21 protein-coding genes are annotated in these 20,480 nt (G+C 68.1%); 11 read left to right on the top strand and 10 right to left on the bottom strand.

Annotated elements, in window-relative coordinates; genetic code table 11:
- The first annotated feature begins 16 nt into the window (after nucleotides 1-16).
- Nucleotides 17-1,981 (top strand): DUF6351 family protein, encoded by a 1,965-nt coding sequence (locus tag H4W80_RS45365; protein ID WP_192790716.1) that lies wholly within the window; start codon nucleotides 17-19, stop codon nucleotides 1,979-1,981.
- 24 nt (nucleotides 1,982-2,005) lie between these two features.
- Nucleotides 2,006-3,544, top strand: coding sequence for a CocE/NonD family hydrolase (locus H4W80_RS45370; protein ID WP_192790717.1), 1,539 nt, complete (start codon nucleotides 2,006-2,008; stop codon nucleotides 3,542-3,544).
- A gap of 247 nt (nucleotides 3,545-3,791) precedes the next feature.
- Here H4W80_RS45370 and H4W80_RS45375 read toward each other — a convergent pair whose 3' ends face one another.
- Nucleotides 3,792-4,442 carry an NADPH-dependent F420 reductase gene (locus tag H4W80_RS45375; RefSeq protein ID WP_192790718.1) on the bottom strand — a complete coding sequence of 217 codons (651 nt, stop codon included), beginning with the start codon at nucleotides 4,440-4,442 and terminating at the stop codon, nucleotides 3,792-3,794.
- Between the two features lie 423 nt (nucleotides 4,443-4,865).
- Here H4W80_RS45375 and H4W80_RS45380 point away from each other — a divergent pair, with 423 nt between their 5' ends.
- The 4 genes from H4W80_RS45380 to H4W80_RS64935 all read left to right on the top strand — a co-directional run bounded on the left by H4W80_RS45380 (nucleotide 4,866) and on the right by H4W80_RS64935 (nucleotide 7,076).
- Complete coding sequence (locus H4W80_RS45380) at nucleotides 4,866-5,432, top strand: TetR/AcrR family transcriptional regulator (RefSeq protein ID WP_225964011.1); 567 nt, start codon at nucleotides 4,866-4,868, stop codon at nucleotides 5,430-5,432.
- On the top strand, nucleotides 5,429-5,887 hold the full coding sequence (locus H4W80_RS45385) for a GNAT family N-acetyltransferase (protein ID WP_192790720.1): 459 nt from the start codon (nucleotides 5,429-5,431) through the stop codon (nucleotides 5,885-5,887). The genes H4W80_RS45380 and H4W80_RS45385 overlap by 4 nt, the downstream gene beginning before the upstream one ends.
- A 423-nt stretch (nucleotides 5,888-6,310) precedes the next feature.
- Nucleotides 6,311-6,766, top strand: coding sequence for a helix-turn-helix domain-containing protein (locus H4W80_RS45390; protein ID WP_192790721.1), 456 nt, complete (start codon nucleotides 6,311-6,313; stop codon nucleotides 6,764-6,766).
- A 196-nt stretch (nucleotides 6,767-6,962) separates the two neighbouring features.
- Nucleotides 6,963-7,076 (top strand): VapC50 family PIN domain-containing toxin, encoded by a 114-nt coding sequence (locus H4W80_RS64935; protein WP_465263718.1) that lies wholly within the window; start codon nucleotides 6,963-6,965, stop codon nucleotides 7,074-7,076.
- Nucleotides 7,077-7,293: 217 nt separating this feature from the next.
- Here H4W80_RS64935 and H4W80_RS45395 read toward each other — a convergent pair whose 3' ends face one another.
- The 4 genes from H4W80_RS45395 to H4W80_RS45410 form a co-directional block, all read right to left on the bottom strand.
- Complete coding sequence (locus H4W80_RS45395; protein WP_192790722.1) at nucleotides 7,294-7,770, bottom strand: hypothetical protein; 477 nt, start codon at nucleotides 7,768-7,770, stop codon at nucleotides 7,294-7,296.
- 97 nt (nucleotides 7,771-7,867) lie between these two features.
- Nucleotides 7,868-9,967 (bottom strand): hypothetical protein, encoded by a 2,100-nt coding sequence (locus tag H4W80_RS45400; protein ID WP_192790723.1) that lies wholly within the window; start codon nucleotides 9,965-9,967, stop codon nucleotides 7,868-7,870.
- Entirely contained in the window at nucleotides 9,964-10,215 is a 252-nt protein-coding gene (locus H4W80_RS45405; protein WP_192790724.1) for a hypothetical protein, read from the bottom strand. The genes H4W80_RS45400 and H4W80_RS45405 overlap by 4 nt, the downstream gene beginning before the upstream one ends.
- Before the next feature lie 181 nt (nucleotides 10,216-10,396).
- Complete coding sequence (locus H4W80_RS45410; RefSeq protein ID WP_192790725.1) at nucleotides 10,397-10,879, bottom strand: GntR family transcriptional regulator; 483 nt, start codon at nucleotides 10,877-10,879, stop codon at nucleotides 10,397-10,399.
- A 207-nt stretch (nucleotides 10,880-11,086) separates the two neighbouring features.
- Here H4W80_RS45410 and H4W80_RS45415 point away from each other — a divergent pair, with 207 nt between their 5' ends.
- Nucleotides 11,087-11,230 (top strand): hypothetical protein, encoded by a 144-nt coding sequence (locus tag H4W80_RS45415; RefSeq protein WP_192790726.1) that lies wholly within the window; start codon nucleotides 11,087-11,089, stop codon nucleotides 11,228-11,230.
- A 310-nt stretch (nucleotides 11,231-11,540) separates the two neighbouring features.
- On the opposite strand, the gene H4W80_RS45420 is transcribed toward H4W80_RS45415, so the two are convergent.
- The 5 genes from H4W80_RS45420 to H4W80_RS45440 all read right to left on the bottom strand — a co-directional run bounded on the left by H4W80_RS45420 (nucleotide 11,541) and on the right by H4W80_RS45440 (nucleotide 15,668).
- Nucleotides 11,541-11,693, bottom strand: coding sequence for a hypothetical protein (locus tag H4W80_RS45420; RefSeq protein WP_192790727.1), 153 nt, complete (start codon nucleotides 11,691-11,693; stop codon nucleotides 11,541-11,543).
- 489 nt (nucleotides 11,694-12,182) lie between these two features.
- On the bottom strand, nucleotides 12,183-12,956 hold the full coding sequence (locus H4W80_RS45425) for an ABC transporter ATP-binding protein (protein ID WP_192790728.1): 774 nt from the start codon (nucleotides 12,954-12,956) through the stop codon (nucleotides 12,183-12,185).
- Between the two features lie 98 nt (nucleotides 12,957-13,054).
- Nucleotides 13,055-13,861: an ABC transporter permease gene (locus H4W80_RS45430; RefSeq protein ID WP_225964012.1), complete on the bottom strand. Its 807-nt coding sequence runs from the start codon at nucleotides 13,859-13,861 to the stop codon at nucleotides 13,055-13,057.
- Complete coding sequence (locus H4W80_RS45435; protein WP_192790729.1) at nucleotides 13,858-14,673, bottom strand: ABC transporter permease; 816 nt, start codon at nucleotides 14,671-14,673, stop codon at nucleotides 13,858-13,860. The genes H4W80_RS45430 and H4W80_RS45435 overlap by 4 nt, the downstream gene beginning before the upstream one ends.
- Nucleotides 14,670-15,668, bottom strand: coding sequence for an ABC transporter substrate-binding protein (locus H4W80_RS45440; RefSeq protein ID WP_185071533.1), 999 nt, complete (start codon nucleotides 15,666-15,668; stop codon nucleotides 14,670-14,672). The genes H4W80_RS45435 and H4W80_RS45440 overlap by 4 nt, the downstream gene beginning before the upstream one ends.
- A 625-nt stretch (nucleotides 15,669-16,293) precedes the next feature.
- On the opposite strand from H4W80_RS45440, the gene H4W80_RS45445 reads away from it, so the two are divergent.
- Genes H4W80_RS45445 through H4W80_RS45460 form a run of 4 tightly spaced genes read left to right on the top strand, consistent with a single transcriptional unit; the run spans nucleotide 16,294 to nucleotide 20,426 of the window.
- On the top strand, nucleotides 16,294-19,020 hold the full coding sequence (locus H4W80_RS45445) for a sensor histidine kinase (RefSeq protein ID WP_192790730.1): 2,727 nt from the start codon (nucleotides 16,294-16,296) through the stop codon (nucleotides 19,018-19,020).
- On the top strand, nucleotides 19,017-19,439 hold the full coding sequence (locus tag H4W80_RS45450; protein WP_132339573.1) for a roadblock/LC7 domain-containing protein: 423 nt from the start codon (nucleotides 19,017-19,019) through the stop codon (nucleotides 19,437-19,439). Before H4W80_RS45445 ends, H4W80_RS45450 begins: the two co-directional genes overlap by 4 nt.
- A gap of 50 nt (nucleotides 19,440-19,489) precedes the next feature.
- Nucleotides 19,490-19,858, top strand: a complete 369-nt coding sequence (locus H4W80_RS45455; RefSeq protein ID WP_192790731.1) for a DUF742 domain-containing protein — start codon at nucleotides 19,490-19,492, stop codon at nucleotides 19,856-19,858.
- The gene (locus tag H4W80_RS45460) at nucleotides 19,839-20,426 is read left to right on the top strand and encodes a GTP-binding protein (protein WP_192790732.1); all 588 of its coding nucleotides are present in this window, start codon (nucleotides 19,839-19,841) and stop codon (nucleotides 20,424-20,426) included. Before H4W80_RS45455 ends, H4W80_RS45460 begins: the two co-directional genes overlap by 20 nt.
- Nucleotides 20,427-20,480: the final 54 nt, after the last annotated feature.

Here is a 20,480-nt window from a genome sequence, read left to right on the forward strand (position 1 = left end):
CCCCCCGGAGAGTGACATGAGCTGGCGCGAGCTTGCCCTCATACCGGCGCTGGTGGCGCTGCCGCTGTCCCCGCCGCAGCCGGATCTCGACATCCACGTGCTCTCGAACCGGGCCGACCTGGTCTCGGGAGGTGACGCGCTGGTCAGGGTCACCGGCCCCGCCCGGGTACGGGTCGAGCTCAACGGCGCCGACGTCACCTCCCGCTTCGCGCCCGGGCCGGACGGCGCCCTGACCGGGCTGGTCGACGGCCTCTCGCCCGGCGAGAACGTCCTGACCGTCCGGCCGCCGCGCGGACGGGCCGAGCGGCTGACCATCACCGACCACCCGTCGGGCGGGCCGGTGTTCTCGGGCCCGCAGGTGGGGCCCTGGCAGTGCCAGACGGCCGAGAACGGCCTCGGCCCCGCCCTCGACGACCGGTGCGACGCCGCCCCGGTCCGCAGTGAGATCACCCTCGGCAACGGCGTCAAGGCCACCCTCGAACGCGGCACCGTCAACCGCGGGATCTACGACGTCCTCGTGCCGGCGAACTGGAACCACAAGCTGGTGTGGGTGTTCGGGGCGGGCACGGGCCAGCAGTACCGGCAGGGCGTCTCCCGCGGGCTGACCATGCCGGAGGCGCAGGAGGCGGCCGCCAAGGGGTTCGCGGTGGCGTCGTCCACGATGACCGACAACTCCCTGCACAGCAACGACGTCACCTCCGCCGAGACCGTCATGATGGTCAAGGAGCACGTCGTCGAGACGTACGGCGAGATCCGCTACACCATCGGCCGCGGCGGCTCGGGCGGGGCGCTCCAGCAGTACCTCGTCGCCGACGCCTACCCGGGCCTGCTGGACGGCCTCCTGCCCACCCAGGACTGGCCGGACCAGATCGTCGGGGCCTACCGCGAGTTCGGCGACTGCGCCGCGCTGGTCCGCGCCATGGACGCCTCGCCCCTGTGGACCGACTCCGGCGACAGGACCGCCGTCTTCGGGCACGGAGGCACCGGCGTCTGCGCCACCTCCGCGGGCCGCGCCCCCGACTACATGAAGCCCGACGACGGCACGTCCTGCGCGGGCGAGGCGAGCTACGACCCGGCACGCAACCCCGGCGGCGTCCGCTGCACGCTCCAGGACTTCATGATCTCCATTTACGGCGCCCGCCCGCAGGGGTGCGCCGGCGTGCCGTGCGCCCGGCGGCCGTGGGACAACGTCGGCGTCCAGTACGGCCTGACCGCGCTGCGCGACGGCCGCATCAGCCCCGAACAGTTCGTCGACCTCAACCAGCGGATCGGCGGCTTCGACATCGACATGACCTGGACCCCTTCACGGACCGAGGCCGACGTCGAAGCCGTCGGGATCGCGCACCGCACCGGCCGCGTCGTCTTCGGCCGGGGGCTGGCCCAGGTGCCGATCCTCGTGGTCCGCGGCACCGACAACAACGACTACCACTACCCCTGGCGCAGCCTCGTGCTCCGCAACCGGCTCGACCGGGCCAACGGCCACCACCGCAACCAGGTGCTCTGGACGAACGGCAGCGACGGCTCGCCCCTGGACGTCATGGACCGCTGGCTCGCCGCCGTCGAGGCCGACCGCCGGCCGATCCCGCTGCCCGCCAAGGTCGTACGCCACCGGCCCGCCGAGGCCGTGGACGCCTGCTGGATCTCCGGGACCAAGGTCATCGACCAGGCCGCCTGCGACCAGGCGTACCCGCACAAGGCCGACACCCGGGTCGCGGCCGGCGAGGGGCCGACCAGCGACCTGCTGAAATGCCGCCTCAAGCCGCTGCGGCGGGGGGACTACGGCGGCGTCGCGTTCACGGGGGAGCAGTGGGCGCGGCTGCGCTCGGCCTTCCCTTCGGGCGTGTGCGACTACTCCCGCCCCGGCGTCGGCCAGACGGACCCGGCCACGGGCCGCCTCCGGCCGCCCCAGCCCTGGCTCACCTTCACCACCGGCCCCGGCGGCACCCCCCTCGGCCCCCCTCCGTCCTCCCGCTCCCTCTAACCCTCGCCCCCCAGAGGACCGAAGATGAAACCCCTCAAGACCATGGCCACCCTGTCCGCCACGCTGTCCGCCACCCTGGTTCTGACCTGCGCCCCCGCCCTCCCCGCGACCGCCGAACCCGCTCCCGTCACCTCTCTCCCTCCCGACCGGTTCTTCGCCTACGACCGCCCCGCCGAGTACGGCGTCCACCGGGAACGCGTCACCGTACCCCTGCGCGACGGCAGCCACCTGGCCTGCGACCTGCACCGGCCAGCCGCCCCCGACGGCACCCCCGCCCCCGGCCGCTTCCCCGGCATCGTCTACGACTACAACGCCTACAACCAGCTCGGCGCCCAGGGCCAGGCCGCCGCGTACTTCGTCACCCGCGGCTACGTCGCCGCCGTGTGCAACGCCCGGGGCTCAGGCGACTCGCCCGGCTACCTCGACCCCTTCAGCGGCCAGGAGCAGCGCGACAACTACGACCTCATCGAGTGGCTGGCCGCCCAGCCCTGGTCCACGGGCCGGATCGGGCAGACGGGCGTCAGCTACGGCGGGCACTCCTCCCTCCTCGTCGCCGTCAACAAGCCACCCCACCTGGCCGCCATCATCCCCGTGGACGGCATCAGCGACTGGTACGAGAACACCATCTACCGGGGCGGCATCTACTCGGCCAGGATCCGCGACTGGCAGCGCTCCGTCGCCCCCGACACCCTCGTCACGTACGCCCAGCACCCCCTCTACGACGACTTCTGGCGCGAGCGCAGCGTCAAGTCCCGCTGGAAGTACCTCGACGTCCCCGTCCTGGAGATCGCCGGCTGGTACGACCGCTACCGCCAGGGCATGGTGGAGAACCTCCAGGCGCGCGGCCGCAACGTCTGGCTGGTGTCCGGCCCCTGGGTGCACGGCTGGCCGGCCGGGCAGCCCGCCGACATCGGCAACGGCGCCTACCTCGCCTGGTGGGACCGCTGGCTGGCCCGCCGCCCCGGCACCCCGCTGCCCGCCGCGAGGGTGACGTCGTACGAGGTGCCCGGCACGGGCTGGCGGCAGTTCGACAGCTGGCCGCCGGCGGGAACGCGGACGGTGCGGCTCGGCCTCGGCGCCGACGGCACCCTGGCCTCCGACCCCGGCCGGCCCGCCACCCGCACCTTCCAGGTCAACACCGAGCCGGCCCCGGGCGGGCCGGGCCGGCGGCTGTCGTTCGCTACCGGACCGCTCCGGCGCGACCTGGTCCTCGCGGGGGAGATCCAGGCCCAGGTACGGGCCTCGTTCACGGCGGCCGACGGCAACATCGCGGTCGTGGTGCAGGACCTCGCCCCCGACGGCACGGCCACCCGCATCACCCAGGGCTGGCTGAAGGCGAGCCACCGCTCCGGCCACGAGCGCGCGGTCCCGGTACGTCCCGGCAAGACGTACGACCTGGACCTCCGCACCTGGCCCACGCACTACCGCGTCGCGGCCGGGCACAGCATCAGCGTCACGGTGTCCAGCGACGACTACCCGGAGATCGACTCCGACGCCCCAGCGGGACAGGTGTCGCTGAGGCTCGGCCACGGCGGCTCGAACCTCCGCCTACCCACCCTCTGACAGAGAGTCCCCGTTCGGGCTCACATGCGGGACAACAGCTCGGCCACCTCGGCACCCGGTGGAGTCCGGCGCACCTCGGGGACCGCCGGGGCGGCCTGGGCCGTACATCGACCTTCGCCACCCTGCGTCTTGCCGCGTGATGAGCCTCTGCTGGATCGCGGACTTCTGGGAGGGCGGGCCGGCCCTGCTTGGCCATGCCGTCAATCCACACCCATGAGGAGCCAACGCAAAGAGTTGAAACCGCCACCTAGCCCCGGGCCGGAGGAACCACCCGTATCCCGAAACCGTAAGAGCCAATGGCGCCGGCGATCCCCAGAAAGAGCAAGCTGTAATGCTCCTGGCCCCGAGCCGTGGTGATGCCTCCCAGATCGAGCAGCGACTCCGTGGACCAGCCCAGCCCATTCAGGAGCCCGCCGACCGTGCGTTTGGCCTCGGCGTCATTCCCCGAGAGGAAGACCGTGCTCGGGCCCTCCAACGAGTCAGGCGCGCCCATGAGCCGTGCGTCGACGGTACAGAGCGTCTTGACGACCATCGTGTCCGGAAACGTTCGTTGGATCTCCTCTCCCAGGCTCTCCCCAGGATGGGAGAGCGCGCCATCCTCAGTGAAACCGACCGATACGTCGAGCAGCACCTTCCCGGCCAGGGCAGGGGCGCCTATCTCGGCGAGCAGCGGCACGGATGCGGTGCCGGGCGTCGCGTTGACCACTACCTCCGCACCCATGACGGCCGAGGACGGGTCCACAACCGGTACGCCCTCTCCCAGCGCAGCCGCCAGTTCCGCCCGCAATCCCGTGTCGTCCGACCGCCGCGATCCCAGGACGACGTCATGGCCCCCGCCGGCCCAGCCGGTGGCCAGCGCCCGTCCTACGTTGCCTGTTCCGAGAATTCCGATCTTCATGGCGTTCACGCTACGGCGGTCTCACCCGCTGCCGCCTCAGGCCACAGCCGGATATGCCGCACACCATTAGTCGTAGGACCTCGCACCCGGCGCCAGGCCACCCGCGCCGATGGCCGTCCGTAGCTCATTCGCGTAATAGTCGGCGAGCGTCTCCCGGCCGGCGGGCAGCACGAGCCGACAGGGATCGGCCGCCTCCTTGAGCTGTCCGGTCGCCGCGTTTGGGACCCTCGCGCTTCCGGCCTTTCCGCAACGCATCCGCCCCGAACACTCAAGCGCAACCCTGACCGCCAGGACATCACCCACGAAGTCAGACAAGACGATCGAGGCGCGGCTGATACCATAACGCTTGTGACGTAACAGTCGTTATGTATCCCGGAGGAGCAAGTGCCCAAGCAGGTCGATCAGGCTGAGCGCCGTCAGGCGATGTCCGAGGCCGTGTGGCGGGTGGTGGCGGAGCGCGGCATGGACGGGCTGACCATGCGAACGGTCGCCGACGCGGCCGGGTGCACGACCGGCATGGTGACCCACTACTTCCGCGACAAGAAGGCGCTGATGGCCCACGCCAGATCCGTCATGCACGACCGCATGGTCCACCGCGTCGACGCGCTCGCCGCCGGAGGCACCTCCCGGGAGACGCTGCAGTCGGTGTGCGAGCAGGCATTGCCGCTGGACGCCGAGCGGCATCTGGAGGCCGTCGTGTGGATGCACTTCCAGCTCTCCGCCCGCACCGACGCCGAACTGCTCGACCTGCACGCGTCGGCCCACGCCTCCTGGGTCAGTCGCCTCACCGGCCTCCTGGGCGCCGCACTCGGCCGGCCGGAGCCCGCGGACCTGAAGGAGCGGGTCCACAGTCTGGTCGCCTGCCTGGACGGCCTGGCGTTGAATGCCGCCGCCGACCCTGGCGCCTACCCGCCCGAGCTCCTGCGCCGCGTCCTCGCGACTCAGCTTGACCTGGTCCTGGCAACCCCGGAAGGAACCGCGCATCCATGACGACCGCCGACCTGTCCATCACCGCCGCCGCGAGCGACGACCCCAGAATCCGGCGGTTGGTCCAGGACCTGGACGCCGACCTCGCCATTCGCTACCCCGGCGACATAGGTGACCCAGGGGGCCACCTCGACCCGGCCGTTCGCTTCCTGCTCGCTGAGCTCGACGGCCGACCAGTCGGCTGCTGCGCCATCCAGCCCTTCCCTGACGGCGCCGCCGAGCTCAAGCGCATGTACGTAACTCCGGCGGCCCGCGGCCGAGGCATCGCCGGACGGCTGCTGGCCGAGGCCGAACGCACCGCCGCCGCCCTCGGCCACCCCGAGATCCGTCTGGAAACCGGTCTCCACCAGCCCGAGGCCATCGCGCTGTACACCCGTGCCGGCTACACGCCCATCCCCAACTATCCGCCCTACCAGCATGAGCCGCTCAGCCGCTGCTATGCCAAGCGGCTGCCCTGACGGGTCCCCCCAGGGAGCCACCCGTACGGTGGAGGATCTTCCTACTCGGGTGAAGGTTTCTCCGCTCCGGAGGAGTAATGACACCCCATGCCATTCCCGGCCGTGCAGGATCACGGTGTTGTCCAGGAGCCTGAGGTCGCGCGGGCGCAGCCGGAAACCCGGCGTCATTGCCAAACTCGGACAAGACCGCCTCGCGAGCCTCCAGTGCGGCGAGCGCATTGGGGTCGGCGGCTTACCGGCCTCCTGTCGGCGTCGCTCGATCCGCAGCCGGTTGTCGTGCACGCACAGCCGACCTTGGCGTCATCGGAACACCGGCCACGCCCGGTCGAAGGCGCTCCCGTCATGTACGTCGCTGAGGACGCTCGGCGGCTAAGCCTTGCGTTTGCTTCGTTTATTTCGGATACTGCGACTGGAGGTGTCGTGATGGCCGATGTCCAAGCCAAGCGTGTTCAACCTGGGATCATCGACGCTGAGGTGGCTGGTCGCGCCGTGCGGCGGATCAAGGACTACCTCATGCGGTACCCCGACCAGACGACCATTCGCGTCGCAGGCGAGCACGGTGACGAGGGTCCGCTGATCTTGCCTCGTGAGGCCGTGAGTCTGCTCGCCTTCATCCTCGCTCAGGCGGCTGAAGGTCGGGGAGTGACGGTCATTCCGTCCCACGCCGAACTGACGACGCAGCAAGCGGCAGACATGCTGAACGTCTCACGCCCCTATCTGATCAAGCTTCTTGAGGCGGGAGAAATCCCCTTCCGGCTGATCGGCAAGCATCGGCGCATCACGTATGAGGATCTTCAGGAGTACAAACGTCGCGATGATGTCAAGCGCCGTACGGCTGCCGATCAGCTTGCTGCGCTCGGTCAAGAGCTGGGCATCTGAAGCATGGCCTTCGTAGTTCTCTACGACGCGAACGTGCTCTACGGCAATACACTTCGCGACCTGCTCATCCGTCTCGCTATGACGGGCCGCATACAGGCCAAATGGACCAACGGGATCCTCGACGAGATGCAGCGTAACCTTGCTGCCAATCGTCCCGGACCAGATCGATCTCGATGGAAGGGTCGTATGGGCCTGTGTGCAACAGATCGCGGACTCGCGTATGAGTCCGCCGGAAACCGTTGACGACGTGCTCGACGCATTGGAGGTTGCCCGCCTCGTCGAGTCGGTTGCTGCGCTTCGAGCAGGGTAGATCGGAGGAGGCAAAAGTGACGACCAGCGTTAACGCTTTTCGGACGTCGCCCTTCCCGGCCGGTGTGAGGCGCGGCTGTACTCCATCAAGCTGTAGTCCTGTTTGCTCCGCTACGACGACCGCATTCGGATCAACCCGCACGCCTACGGTGGGTCGGCCGCCACCAGTCCTATTTGCCTGGCGCTGTCGTGACCAATCGGTCGGCGTCGGCGATGTGTTAACCCAATGGCAGGGCGCCAACCTTGCACTTGAACATCTCGGCGAACCGCCGCTGAGCGATCTGCATGAGCTGGACGAGGTCGTGGTCCTGGTCCCGAGACGGGTTCTTCTTAACGTAGATGGTGATGAGCGACTTCTCGTTCCCGCAATGGAACAAGGCGCCGGCCGCGCGAAACGGATAGCCCCGGACCTCGTAGTTGTCCATTGATCCTATGCCCAGTTCCCGCGGGAGCTCGGCCCGGTCGTTCCCCTCCCCGTTTCGCATCCACTTCTCGATGACTTCCTGCTCGGTTGAGCGCTCGTAACCTGTGAGGAGGATGCTTTGCACGTCGTTCATAACGGCGCAGCTATCCGCGACGGAGTGCTTGCTGGGGCCAGTCGTGTATCGGCCGGTGTAGCCGGTCAACTCGGCCACCGCGGCCTCTGGGATGAAATTACACAGATAGGGAGGACGATTCACGACGTCGCGCCGCACGGGCGAGGGTGTAGGCGGTGGGCCGACTGATCTGTTCGGCGTGCACGAGACAGTCGGCAGGACCATGACGGTCAGACAGAGCCACACCGCCGGCCGCCTAGTCATCGTCCCCCGCCTCCTGTTCAGAGCCACCGACGTTGGCCTTGAATTCGTCTGATCCCGCTTTGACTTTCGTTTGGGCACTACCGAAATCGTCGGGCACTCTGGAGTGGCGGTCCAGCCAGCTCACGAAGTTGTCGTACTCGTATCTGGTCATCCGGTGCGGGGCTTTGACCTGTGGCGGGTCGTTCTCTACGAAAGGTTGCTCTTTCAGGCTGTCGCGATCGTAGTACCCGTGGGCGACAGAGGATGACTCGAGCATCTGTTTCACCATCTGCTCGGCGGCCTTCTGATCAGACGCGGCCGCACCGAAACTCTTGGCAGTCTTCCCGCCGCCGTGCCCAGCCTGTTCCACCAGCCAGTTCCCGGCCTTCGCGTAGCCGTCCTTGACGAAGTTCTCGTAGATGGTTTCGGCCGCCTTGAGCCCCACTTTGCCCACCTGCCCGGCGAAGGGGATAGGGACGAGGCCGATGCCGTCTTCGACCATTTTCCGGAAGGCCGCGTCCGCGGCGTCGGCCTCCTTGCCCCGGCCGACCAGCGCCAGCTTGCGTCCCTCGAGCAGGTGTCCCAGCGCCTTGGAGTCATTCGTGATCACGTTTTGCAGAAAAGTGTTGTCGTGCGCCGCGATCGCCTGGTCGATTCTTCCCCGCATGTGTGCGATCTGCCCGAAGAGCAGGGCCTGGTATCCCTTTTCATCGGCGGCCACATCGAGCAGGACTAGATCGATGTCCGGCGGGGTGAACTCGGAGATCGGCCGGCCGTTGACGATGCCCGTAAGCTCCCCGTCCTTCGCTCGCGCGTAGTTCTTGTAGTACGCGCTGACGATGTCGTCGGTGTGCTCCGCGAGGATGCGACCCATGTTGTCGCGGATGCCGGAGAGACGATCGAGCTCCGACGGGTCGTTGATTTCGACCTCCCCCGCGTCGTTGAACGACGCATGTGGGTCGACCTCGTCGGCGAGTATTTGAGTGGCCATGACCGCCAGTCGCTTGGAGTCGGCATCGGCGCCCTTCATTGCCGCCTCCATGGCCTCCCCCAGCGATTCGCCGCGATCGCCCATCTCCCACTGTGGCCGGCGATCGCTCATCAGGTACTTCAGCAAGTCCTTGTTGTCGAGCAGCGCCTGCGCGCGCTCTCGCGACGTGCTCGCAACGGTCATCAGCGCGGCGATCGGATCGGCGCTGCCGATGACGTCGGAATCCTGGAACGGCCGCGTGTCGATGGGCGCGGGAAGGTTGTAGACGTCGGTGTCCTTCGGCAGGAACCGCGTGCGATGCTCTTTCAGGTAGTCGCGGTCCCACTGGATCATGTCCTGGCCGATGGTCCCCATGAACCACTCGCTGTACGCCTCTTTCGGCGCCGCCGCGAGGATCTGGCCGAGCGACCAATATCCGGGATTTGTCAGTCCGCCCATGTCGGGAGCCGGGAGCTCCGTGCGCCCCTGCCGCTTGAGCTCCTCGACGAACTTCCGGTTGAGATGCGCGTTCTTTGTCGGGTCGGTTGCAGCGGCGAGGGCCTTGCCCAGCATGGACAGTACGTCGCGATTCTGCTGCCGGATGGCCGCCGAATCGCGATTGGCGTCGAGCGTCTTGCGGATCCGCGTTCCCATGGCGGCGGGAAGCGCGAAGAGGCCCTGCGGGCCGAGTTGTTCGATGAGGGCGGTGGCGAACTGCGGATCGGACAGTCGCCCCTTGTAGGCGGCGAGCTTTTCCAGAGCGCCCGCGTCCCCGCGCGCGGCGGCCGCGAACAGCGGGGCGGCCTGCGCCGCCTCGGCCCGCACCTTGGCCGGGATCATTCTCGACTCGTCGATCCGCGCCATCCCGGCAGGGACGATCGCGCCGGGGGCCGGGTTGCCGAACACGTCCACGTCGACTTTCTCGGCCTCGTACGCGAGATCGCGCCGCCGGTAGAGGTCGGGGGCCTGCTCGGTCAGCCACTGCCCTATCCGGCCGATCGCCGCCACTCCCGGGTGGGTGAGCTCGACCTCGTTCAGAATCGCCCGGAGCTGCGCCGCGCATTCGGTCAGACCTTTTCCCGCGTTTTGCACGCCGGAGCCGAGCCGGTGCATTTCTCTGGGGTCGATCGAGGAGAAAGTCATTCGTCTCTCGGCCCCATCACGGTCTGGTTGGAGATCGTTTCGTGGAGATGGTCGATGACCCCGCGAAGTCCTCGCCACAACTCCGCACGCTGCTGCGCCAGGTCACCACCGAATCTATCGGCGACCGGCCCCGTCCACGTCCGCCCGCTCGACATTTGCAGCAGCGGCTGGTCCAGCGTGTGCCAGTGCTGGTCAGACAATTCCTGAGCGCGGCGCAGCGCGTTCATCAACTCGGCACGAGTAGTCATGAAGACCTCCCACCGAAGCGGTACGCAAGCCGTGCCCATGAAGTCTCAAATTCGTTCCGATTCACTTTGCCACGCCGCCATTCCGGACGTCATGCCGCCGAACGAAAACAGTATTCCTGTCAGCCGAGCGCGTCGATCTCCGCGATCAGAGCCGGCTCGGCACGGTGTGCATCAACCCAAGTCATGGCAGACCCCTTTTCGGATCGGGGGGAGTTGGGTAGGTGCCTCGGCCTGGCACCGTGTACACCAACCTCTGGTCGCGGAGAAGTGTCAGCGCGCGTCGTACGGTGCCCTTGGCCACGTCATATTGCTGTGCGAGTTGCGTTTCGGACGGCAGCGGCACGTCCTGCTCGAAGTCGCCGGCTCGGACCTTCGCGGCCAGGTCGTCAGCGATTGTCTGGAATCTCCACCCTGATCTTGCCTGGCGTGACGCGCTCTCTGGCCCAACGTATGAGCCCTCACCCCTGATCGTGTAGATGATGCCCGCGTCGCGTAGCTCTCGGATCGCCCGCCGGGCCGTGATCCGCGCGACGCCGAACTCGCTCACGAGGTCAGCCTCGGACGGTACGAGCGCGCCCGGCTGGAGCGCGCCGTCGTCGATCCGCTTGCGCAGCACATCGGCGAGTTGGTTGTAGAGCGGCACGGGTCCACGAGGGTTGAGCACGTCCGAATCGTAGTTGTACCGATACGGGCCATCATCGGCGACTACGTCCCTTGCTAGGACTAGCCGTTCTCTTACATGGATTAGGACAAGCTATGTACTGGCTAGAATGAGTGTTGTTACTGTGGCTCATGACGTTCAATGCCACGCGAACTGATGCCGGAGGTCCGGCCCATGGCAGGCCCAACCACAGATCTACGATTCGAACCCTTGACGGTTGAGATCCATGCCGTGCTCGAGAAGCACGGATACCGGCTGCCTCCGGGCGGTGATCACATCCGCGAACTCGTCATGGTCCGCGTCGATATCGCGCTCAAGAACCTCGTCGAGATCTTCGAAGGAAGAGTGCGGTGACATGGCGTGCGAGATTCCTGACTTCCACGGCCCGCACGCCGCACCACCCCAGCCGGGCCACCTGGTATTGGCCTGGTACCAACCAGACCGTCGGGTTTTGCGCATCCGTGTCGTCTCGTGGACGTGCGAATGTCGGCCGACGACGTACGAGCTATGTGGCGCCGCTGGTCAGGGCTTCGTCCGTCGTATCGACCGCGACAAGCGGACCGTCCACGAAACCTCGTGGACATTGACCGCTGCCGCCAGACACACCTTCGAGCAGATCCTGCGCGGCGAGGCTCGGTGATCGCCGCAACTTTTAATATCACGCCTATTTCTGAAAGAGTCGGGGTGCGGTGGTGCGATGGCTGTAACGGATGATCAGGCCCGGCTCGTAGTCGAGGATCTGGCTGACCTCATGTCCCTCGCGCAGGGGCGAACCGCCGATCGGGCTCTTCACGCGGCGATCCAGCGCATGGCTCAACGGCACGACCGTGGGCCGCAACCGAGCGCTGTACGGTTGTCCACGGCGGCCTCAGTTCTCGGCGTGACAGTTCCCACTGCCCGCTCGTGGATGAGTCACGGAGTGCTCGAAGCGGTTCCTGGCGAGGGTGTCGCTCGTGTGACGGCGACCTCACTGGCCCGGGTCGTGGTTGTCCTTCGCGAGATCGGCGAGGACGATCCTGGACGCAGACTCACCAAGGTGATCGCTGCGCTCCGTGACCTTTGGCGCTGTCCATTTGTGGATTGGCCAGACGGGCAAGATACTGCCTGATCCAGCAGGCAGGGTGGGCTTCAGCAGGCCCACCGCCTAGACGGTCAAGGGGTGGGCTCGATGGCGCCGGAGGCGCGTGGGGGTGCGCCGGAGGCGCCTAGGGAAGAACAGCCCGAGCGGAGCGAGGTCCTTTTGTTCGGGGCGGGTGTCAGCAGGCCCACCACCCAGATGGGCAACGGGTGGGGGAGCCAGGCCCACCTACACCGTGGCGTGGCTGCCGCGGACCAGGCGGCCGACCTCGGCGCGGAGGTGGACGAAGTCCGGGTGTTCGCGGGTCGTGATCTGGTCGCGCGGTCCGGGCAGTTCGACCTTGAGGTCGCCGACCACGTGGGCCGGGGCCTTGGACAGGACGACCACGCGGTCGCCCACGTAGACGCTCTCGTCGATGTCGTGCGTGATGAGCACGATCGTCATCTGGTGGTGGCCGCGTACCTTGAGGACGAGGTCCTCCAGGTCCTCGCGGGTCTGCGCGTCGACCGAGCCGAAGGGCTCGTCCATGAGCATCAGCGCCGGGCGGTAGGCCAGCGCCCGCGCGATCGCCACCCGCTGCTGCATGCCCCCCGACAGCTGGAACGGGTATTTGCGCTCCGCGCCCGCCAGGCCGACCGACTCCAGGGCCTCCTGGGCGGCCTCGCGGCGCTGGCGCTTGTCCATGTTCTTGCGGCGCAGCGGCAGCGCCACGTTGTCGGCCACCGACATCCACGGGAACAGGGAGCGGCTGTAGTCCTGGAAGACCACGGCGAGATTGTCCGGCGTCTGGCGTACGAGGTTGCCCTCGACCTTGATCTGGCCGCCCGTCGGCGTGAGCAGCCCGGCGATCGAACGCAGCAGGGTCGACTTGCCCGCCCCGGAGGGGCCGACGATGCACAGCAGCTCACCCTCGGCGACGCTCAGGTTGAGGCCCTCGATGGCGTGGTGCGCGTTGGGGGTACCGCCGCCGTAGACGTGGGAGAGGTTGTCTATCTCGAGCAATGGAGTTCCTCAGGGGGCGAGACCATGGACAACACGGAGCCGGAAATACTCTATCCGAGCCGGAATCGGCACACTTGTAAACGCGTGCGATCTTACTCTCACGTGCTGGAGAGTTGCTGGGCGGCGTGGTGCCAGGCCAGCACCCGGCGTTCGACGACGAGGAAGAGCTCGTTGAGTGCGTAGCCCAGCACTCCGAGCAGCACGATCCCGCCCCACATGGCGGGCAGGTCGAAGGTCTGGTACGCGGACGTGAGCTGGAACCCGATGCCGTTCACGGTGCCCGGCAGCAGTTCGGAGAAGACCATGACGATTAAGGAGAGCGACAGCGCGAGCCGCAGCCCCGCGAACATCTTGGGCAGCGCCGAGGGCAGGATCACCCGCGACAGCCGCTCGGCCCTGGACAGCCGGAAGGCCTGGGCGGTCTGCAGGTGCAGCGGTTCGACCGAGCGGGCGCCGTCGGCGGTGTTGAGCAGCACCGGCCAGACGATGCTGAAGACGATGAACGTCAGCTGCATCCGCAGCCCGAACCCGAACACCACCACGAAGACCGTGACCAGCGCGGGCGGCGGGATGGCCCGCAGGAACTGCAGCACCCCGTCGAGATAGTCGTACGCCCTCGCGGACAGCCCCAGCGCGAGCCCGAGCACGACCCCGGCCAGCGCGCCCCCCGCGAACCCGGCGGCCATCCGGCCCAGGCTCGGCAGGATGTTCCCGATGGCGTCCTCGGTCAGGAACAGCGTGCCCGGCGGCCCCGAGAACCACATCGCGTGCATCCTGACCACGATCGTGCTGGGCGGGGGGAAGAACGTGCTGCCCGCCAGCCGCGTGGCCACCTCCCAGGCGAGGATCAGCCCGGCCAGCACCAGCGACCGGAACGCCGCCCCGCGCATGCCCCTGGTCCTCATGCCGTCTCTCCCAGCCGCGCGTGGTGCCAGCGGAACGCCCGCTGTTCGGCGGCCACCAGCAGCGCGTTCACCAGCACCCCGAACAGCCCGACCCAGAACACCGCGGCCAGGATGTCGGTCATCCGCGCGGGCACGGCGATGCCGGCGAAGAAGATGAACACGCCGATGCCCTCGCCCCGCCCGGCCACGATCTCGGTGCTGACGATCAGGATGAGCGCCACCCCGGCGGCCAGCCGGAACCCGGTGGTGATGAAGGGCGCCGACGACGGCAGCGACACGCGCATCAGCACCGCCAGGGGCCCGAAGCCGTACGACCGCAGCGACTCCTTGGCGAGCGGGTCGACGCCGCGCAGGCCGTACATCGTGTTGTAGAGGATCGGCCACAACGAGGCGTAGACCGCGAGCGTGACGCGTACCTGCAGGCCCGTGCCGATCAGGAGGGACACCAGGGGAATCAGCGCCACCGACGGGATCGGCCGCAGGAACTCCACGACCGAGCGCGTGGCGGCGTCGACGATCGGGACGCTGCCGAGCAGCAGCCCGAGCGGCACCGCGATCACCGCCGCGAGGCCGAGGCCGGCCGCCCAGGCGAGCAGGCTCGTCAGGGCATGGGCGCGGAAGGCGGGGTCGGCCATCAGCGTCGCCGCCCGCCCGAGTATCGCCGTCGCGGGCGGCAGCGTCTCCGGGTCCACCAGCCCGGTCCGGCTGAGCAGTTCGATCAGGGCGGCGAAGGCGAGGGCCCCGCCCGCCCGGCGCGACCAGCGTGTCGCGGCGGACGCCGGGCGGGCGGGGGCCAGGGTCTGAGCGCTCACCCGGACGTGGTCGGCGACATCAGCGACTTGACGTCGATCGCCTTCGTGAGCCACTTGGCCTCCAGCATCCAGTCGGCCACCCGCTGGAGGCGGACCGGGTTGTCGTTGCTGGAGAAGTACGGGAACGTGACGGTGGCCGCGGTGGCCGCGTCGATCTGGGTGAAGTTCGGCAGCACCTTGGCCACCACTTCGCGGTTGTTCTCCATGAGCTTGGCCGCGTTGTGGATGGCCCGCTGGAAGGCGGCCGCCGTCTTCGGGTTCTTGTCGTACCAGTCCTGCGTGCTGACGTACCCGGAGATCGGGAACTCGGCGGCGGGACCCGACGCCGGGTCGAGGATCTTGCGGGCGCCCATCGAGGACGTGGCCGCGGTGACCATGGGCTCGCCCAGGTACGCGGCGTCGATCTGCCCGCCCTTCCACGAGGGCATGATGTTCTGGAACGTCACCTGGACATATTTGATCTTGGCCGGGTCGACGTTGTTGGCCTTGAGCACCTGCGTCAGCGCCAGCTCCTGGAAGTTGTGCAGGACGTTCACGTTGATCGTCTTGCCTTCGAGGTCCTTGGCGGTCTTGATGGGGGAGTTCGGCAGGGCCATGATGCTGAGCGAGTCGGGGGCCGCGCGAGAGCCCTCGGCCAGGATGCGCAGCTTCAGCGCCTGCTTGTCGTGCGCCTGGAACATCGACACGTAGTTGCCGAACATGGCGTCGATCTCGCCCTTGACCAGCATGGGGATGGCCTCCGGCGCGGCCTGGACCACCTGCGGGGTGACCTCCAGCCCTTCCTTCTCGAAGAGCTTCTGGTCGATGGCGACGTAGATGGCGGCACTGTCGATGGCGGGCAGGGTGGCGACCTTGATCTTCGTCTTCTCCAGGCCGCCGGCGGATGCGGACGGTGCCGCGCTGGGTGTCGTGGAGCCGCCCGTGCTGCACGCAACGGCGCCGAGTGTCAAAGCTAACCCGATGATGGCGGCCCTGGCGGGACGGCCAAGCCTCATGTCAGGGACTCCCTTCAGATGGAGCCAGGCGGGGGGACCGGGTGGCTTCTGCTCCCGGGGGCTGTGTGCCTGACGCACAACAGGGATAGACCGTAACACCAAATCTGTAGTCATTATCGCGAAAACGGCGTCTGTGGTTGCAATGTCGGGTTCTCGTTCTATCGTGAAAATTTGATGAGCGGTAAGAGATCGGTGTTTGTCCGGTTTGTGAAAGGAGGGGATCGACGGGACCGCTGTTACTGATGAGGCCAGTCAGTCGAATATTCCACGAGTCCCGAGGAGGCTCGCTGGGCACCCTTCCGTTGCCTGTTTCACCAGCTAGAGGGCAGCCTTACCGATTCTGCCGAAATATTTGGACAATCGGGGATAAACGCCTCAATGAGGCACTAGTGGTGGTTGGCTCGCGCCAACTGCTGTGCTCAAATGACGCCTATCTAGACGTAGATATTGCCCCACGTGCATTTACCTGCATGGTCACCGAGAATTCCCCTCCAGGGGCGAGAGGTAGCGAAGGCAAGTGAGAACGCAGAGCGCCGAAGCTTCCGCCGACCGCGAGCCGCACGGGCACCAGAAGCGACGTTTGCCCAACCCTCCTTCACGCAGGTTCGGGCTGGGAAACTGGCACGTGCGATCGCGCCTTATCGCGCTGATCGTCGTCCCCACGGCCGTGGCCGTGGGTCTGGGCGGACTGAACGTGTTCACCTCGCTCAGGGACGCCAACACCTATCAGACCCTCAGAGAGGTGGCCGAGCTCAGCGAGCAGCTCGGCGCCGTCACCCATGAGTTGTCCTTCGAACGCGACCAGACCGCCCTCTACATCGCCCAGGGCCGCCCGGGCAACCGGGAGACTCAGCTCCGTACGACCTACAGCGGAGTGAACAACCTCATCGACGAGGCCAAGAAGCGGGCGCAGGCGCTCTCGGACACCCATGCCGAGGCCGTACGACCCGTGCTCCGGCGCCTGGAGGAGATCCCGACGCTGCGGGAGACGGCCGTCAAGGGGAAGATCCAGCCCCTCCCCATGATCCAGAAGTACTCGCAGATCATCGCGGCCCTGCTCCAGTTCCACGACCAGGTCGGCCAGGTGGCGGTGGACGACGAGGTCGCGCACAGCGCCAGCGCGATGGCGGCCATCGCCCGGGGCAAGGAGCAGGCCTCCAAGCAGCGCGGCGTCCTGGCCAGCGCGCTGGACAAGAAGGGCTTCGACAGCGGCGAGCTCGACGCGCTCACCGACGCCAAGTCGCGTGAGGAGAGCGAGGAGACGCTGTTCGCGACCCTGGCCACCCTCGACCAGCTCGAGCTCTACCGCAACACGGTCGTGGGCAGGGACGTCGACCAGACCGACCTGTTCAGGCTGCGGGCCATGGCGCAGTCCGCCGAGGGCAAGGAGCTGAGCATCGGCGTACGGCCGGACAGGGACGTCGCCACCTGGTTCGAGGTCAGCACCGGCAAGATCGACGCGCTGCGCAGCGTGGAGAAGGACCTGTCCTCCTCCGTCATCCTGCGTGCCCGCGCCCTGGAGGAAGCCGCCAACCGTTCGGCCCTCATCTCCGGCGGCCTCATCCTGCTCCTGCTGGTCGTGGTCACCGCGATCATCTCGCTCATCGCCCGCTCGCTCATCAGGCCGCTGCGCAAGCTGCGCGGCGAGGCCCTCGACATCGCCGGCCACCGCCTGCCGGAGACCGTGCAGCAGCTGCGCGAGAGCGGCGAGGGCGCGGCCGGCCCCGTCATCCCCATCGGCGTGGACACCCACGACGAGATCGGCGAGGTCGCGCGGGCGTTCGACGAGGTGCACCGCGAGGCGGTCCGGCTGGCGGGCGAGGAGGCCCGCCTGCGCAGCAACGTCAACGCGATGTTCGTGAACCTGTCGCGGCGCAGCCAGACGCTGGTGGAGCGGCAGATCACCCTGATCGACGGTCTGGAGCAGGGCGAGCAGGACGAGCAGCGGCTCGGCAACCTGTTCAAGCTGGACCACCTCGCCACCCGCATGCGGCGTAACAGCGAGAACCTGCTGGTGCTGGCCGGCCAGGACCCGCCGCGCCGCTGGAGCCAGCCGGTCAAGCTGGTGGACGTGGCCCGCGCCTCCCTCTCGGAGGTGGAGAACTACGAGCGGGTCGTGCTCCAGGTGCCCGACGGCGTCTCGGTGGCCGGCCAGGCCGTCAACGACGTCATCCACCTGCTGGCCGAGCTCGTCGAGAACGCCCTGTCGTTCTCGCCGCGCGAGACCAGGGTGACCGTCTCCGGCAGCCGGATCGACGGCGGCGGCGTGATGTTGTCGATCACCGACGCCGGCATCGGGATGACCCAGGAGGAGCTGGTCCAGGCCAACGATCGCCTCACGGACGCGCCGAGCGTGGACGTGTCGGTGTCGCGCCGCATGGGCCTGTTCGTGGTCGCGCGGCTGGCGCACCGCCACGGCATCCGGGTGCAGCTGCGCCCGCACGCCTCGGGCGGCCTGACCGCGATGGTGCTCATCCCGGAGAACATGCTCGGCTCCCAGGCCCCCAACTTCTCCGGCATGCCGTCCTTCTCGGGCAACCAGCCTCCCGCCCTCGCGGGCTCGGCCAGCGGCGGCCCCGGCGAGCAGCCGTACTCGGGGCCGCATCCCGCCCCTCCGGCCACGGACTGGCCGCAGCCGCCGTCGCCCACGTACCAGCTGGGCCCCGGCCACCCGTCCTTCCCCTCGCACCCGGAGCTGAGCGGCGGCAACTGGCCGCCGGCGCAGACGCAGTGGCAGCCGGACGCGAACGCGTGGCCGTCGGAGCCGCGCATCGGCAGCGGCTACGACAGCTCCGACGTGTGGACCCCGCCCCGCAGCCCGTCCTGGAACGGCGACCGCGCACTGCCCAGGCGGCCCGTGCCCGAGCCCCCGCCGGGCGGCTGGGGCCGCGACACCATGCCGCCGCAGCGGCCGGGGTTCGACTACCCCGAGACCGAGTCGGCCGACCCGGGCGGCATCCCGGCCGCACCGCCCGCCTCGGCGGGAGACGACTACTTACCCATCTTCGCCGCGGTGGAGTCGGCCTGGTTCGGCCGCGACAGCGGGGCGAGCTGGGGTTCGAGCAAGGCGGACGAAGGATGGAGCGCGGCGGAGGCAGTGGTGGAACCGGTACGTGACGGCCAGACGGCGGCGGGGCTGCCGAAGCGGGTGCCCAAGGCCAACCTGGTGCCCGGCTCGGCGGACACCTCGACCCCGAAGGGCGTGACACCGATGCCGTCGGTGTCGCCGGACCGTATCCGCAACCGGCTCTCGAGCTTCCAGCAGGGCTTCCGGGCGGCACGTGACGACATCACCGAGGGCAGGGCGTTCCCCTCTGGCCCCAGGAACAATGACAGGGAGGAGGGCGCATGAGGGATTTGAGCCATGCGGCGCGTGGCGTCGACTGGCTGATCACCGATTTCGTCAGCACGGTACCGGGCGTCGCGCACGCGGTGGTCGTCTCGTCCGACGGGCTGCCACTGGCGGCCTCGTCGGGCTTTCCGGCTGACCGGGCCGACCAGCTGGCGGCCATCGCGTCGGGTCTGGTGAGCCTGACGCAGGGTGCGGCCAGGGTGTTCGAGGGTGGTGCGGTCAATCAGACGATCGTGGAGATGCAGCGCGGGCTGATGCTGATCATGTCGGTCAGTGACGGTTCGTGTCTGGCGGTGCTGGCGGCTCCGGACTGTGACATGGGTCTGGTGGCGTACCAGATGACGCTGATGGTTGATCGCGCCGGTCAGGTGCTGACCCCGGCTGTGCGTGCCGAGCTGCGCGCGAGCCAGACCAGGTGATGTAGGTGTCAGACCCGAGATGGAACAGCGGCGGTTGGGCGCCCCCGTCTGTGCCCCAGTCCCAGCCGCAGCTGAATCCCGACCCCGCATCGCCCGTCCGTCCCTATGCCGTGACAGGTGGACGGACGGCGCCGCGGGTCAAGCTGGCGATGGAGGCCCTGGTGTCCTCGGCGACCGCCGAGCACCGGGAGTTCTCGCATATCACGCCGGAGTACCAGGCGATCAGCCAACTGTGCCGGCAGGTGCGGTCCGTGGCAGAGGTGTCGGCCCTGCTGCGGATCCCCCTCGGCGTGGTGCGCGTGCTGATCGCTGACATGGCTGCCGAAGGTCTCGTCCGTGTGCATCAGCCACAGCTGGACGAGGGCAGGCCGGACGTCAATCTGCTCGAAAGGGTGCTCAGTGGACTTCGCAGGCTCTAGCCCCGGTCTCACCTCGACGAAGATCGTGGTGGCTGGAGGTTTCGGGGTGGGGAAGACGACCTTCGTCGGCGCGGTGTCGGAGATCATGCCGTTGACCACGGAGGCCGTCATGACCGACGCCTCCGTGGGGATCGACGATCTGGGCATGACGCCGCTGAAGTCGACCACCACCGTCGCCATGGACTTCGGCCGGGTCTCCCTGGACCGTGACCTGATCCTCTACCTGTTCGGCACGCCCGGGCAGCACCGGTTCTGGTTCATGTGGGACGACCTGGTACGCGGCGCCATCGGCGCGGTCGTGCTCGTGGACACGCGCCGACTCTCCGACAGTTTCCCGGCGATCGACTACTTCGAGGAGGCCCAGCTGCCGTTCGTGGTGGGCGTCAACGGCTGGGACGGTGAGTATCCGCACACTGACGCCGAGGTGCGTGACGCCCTGACGCTGGCGCCGCACATCCCGTTGGTGCGCCTGGACGCCAGGTCCAAGGACTCGGTCAAGGCCGCGCTGATCAACCTGGTCGAACACGCGCTCTCGGTCCGCATGGCCGTACCGGGCTGGGGTGGTTAGCTCCGCTTTCGAGCCGCTTTCGCCCGCGCGGGCGCGTTGACAGCCGCGGCACTC

Source organism: Nonomuraea angiospora, from assembly GCF_014873145.1.
GTDB lineage: Bacteria > Actinomycetota > Actinomycetes > Streptosporangiales > Streptosporangiaceae > Nonomuraea > Nonomuraea angiospora.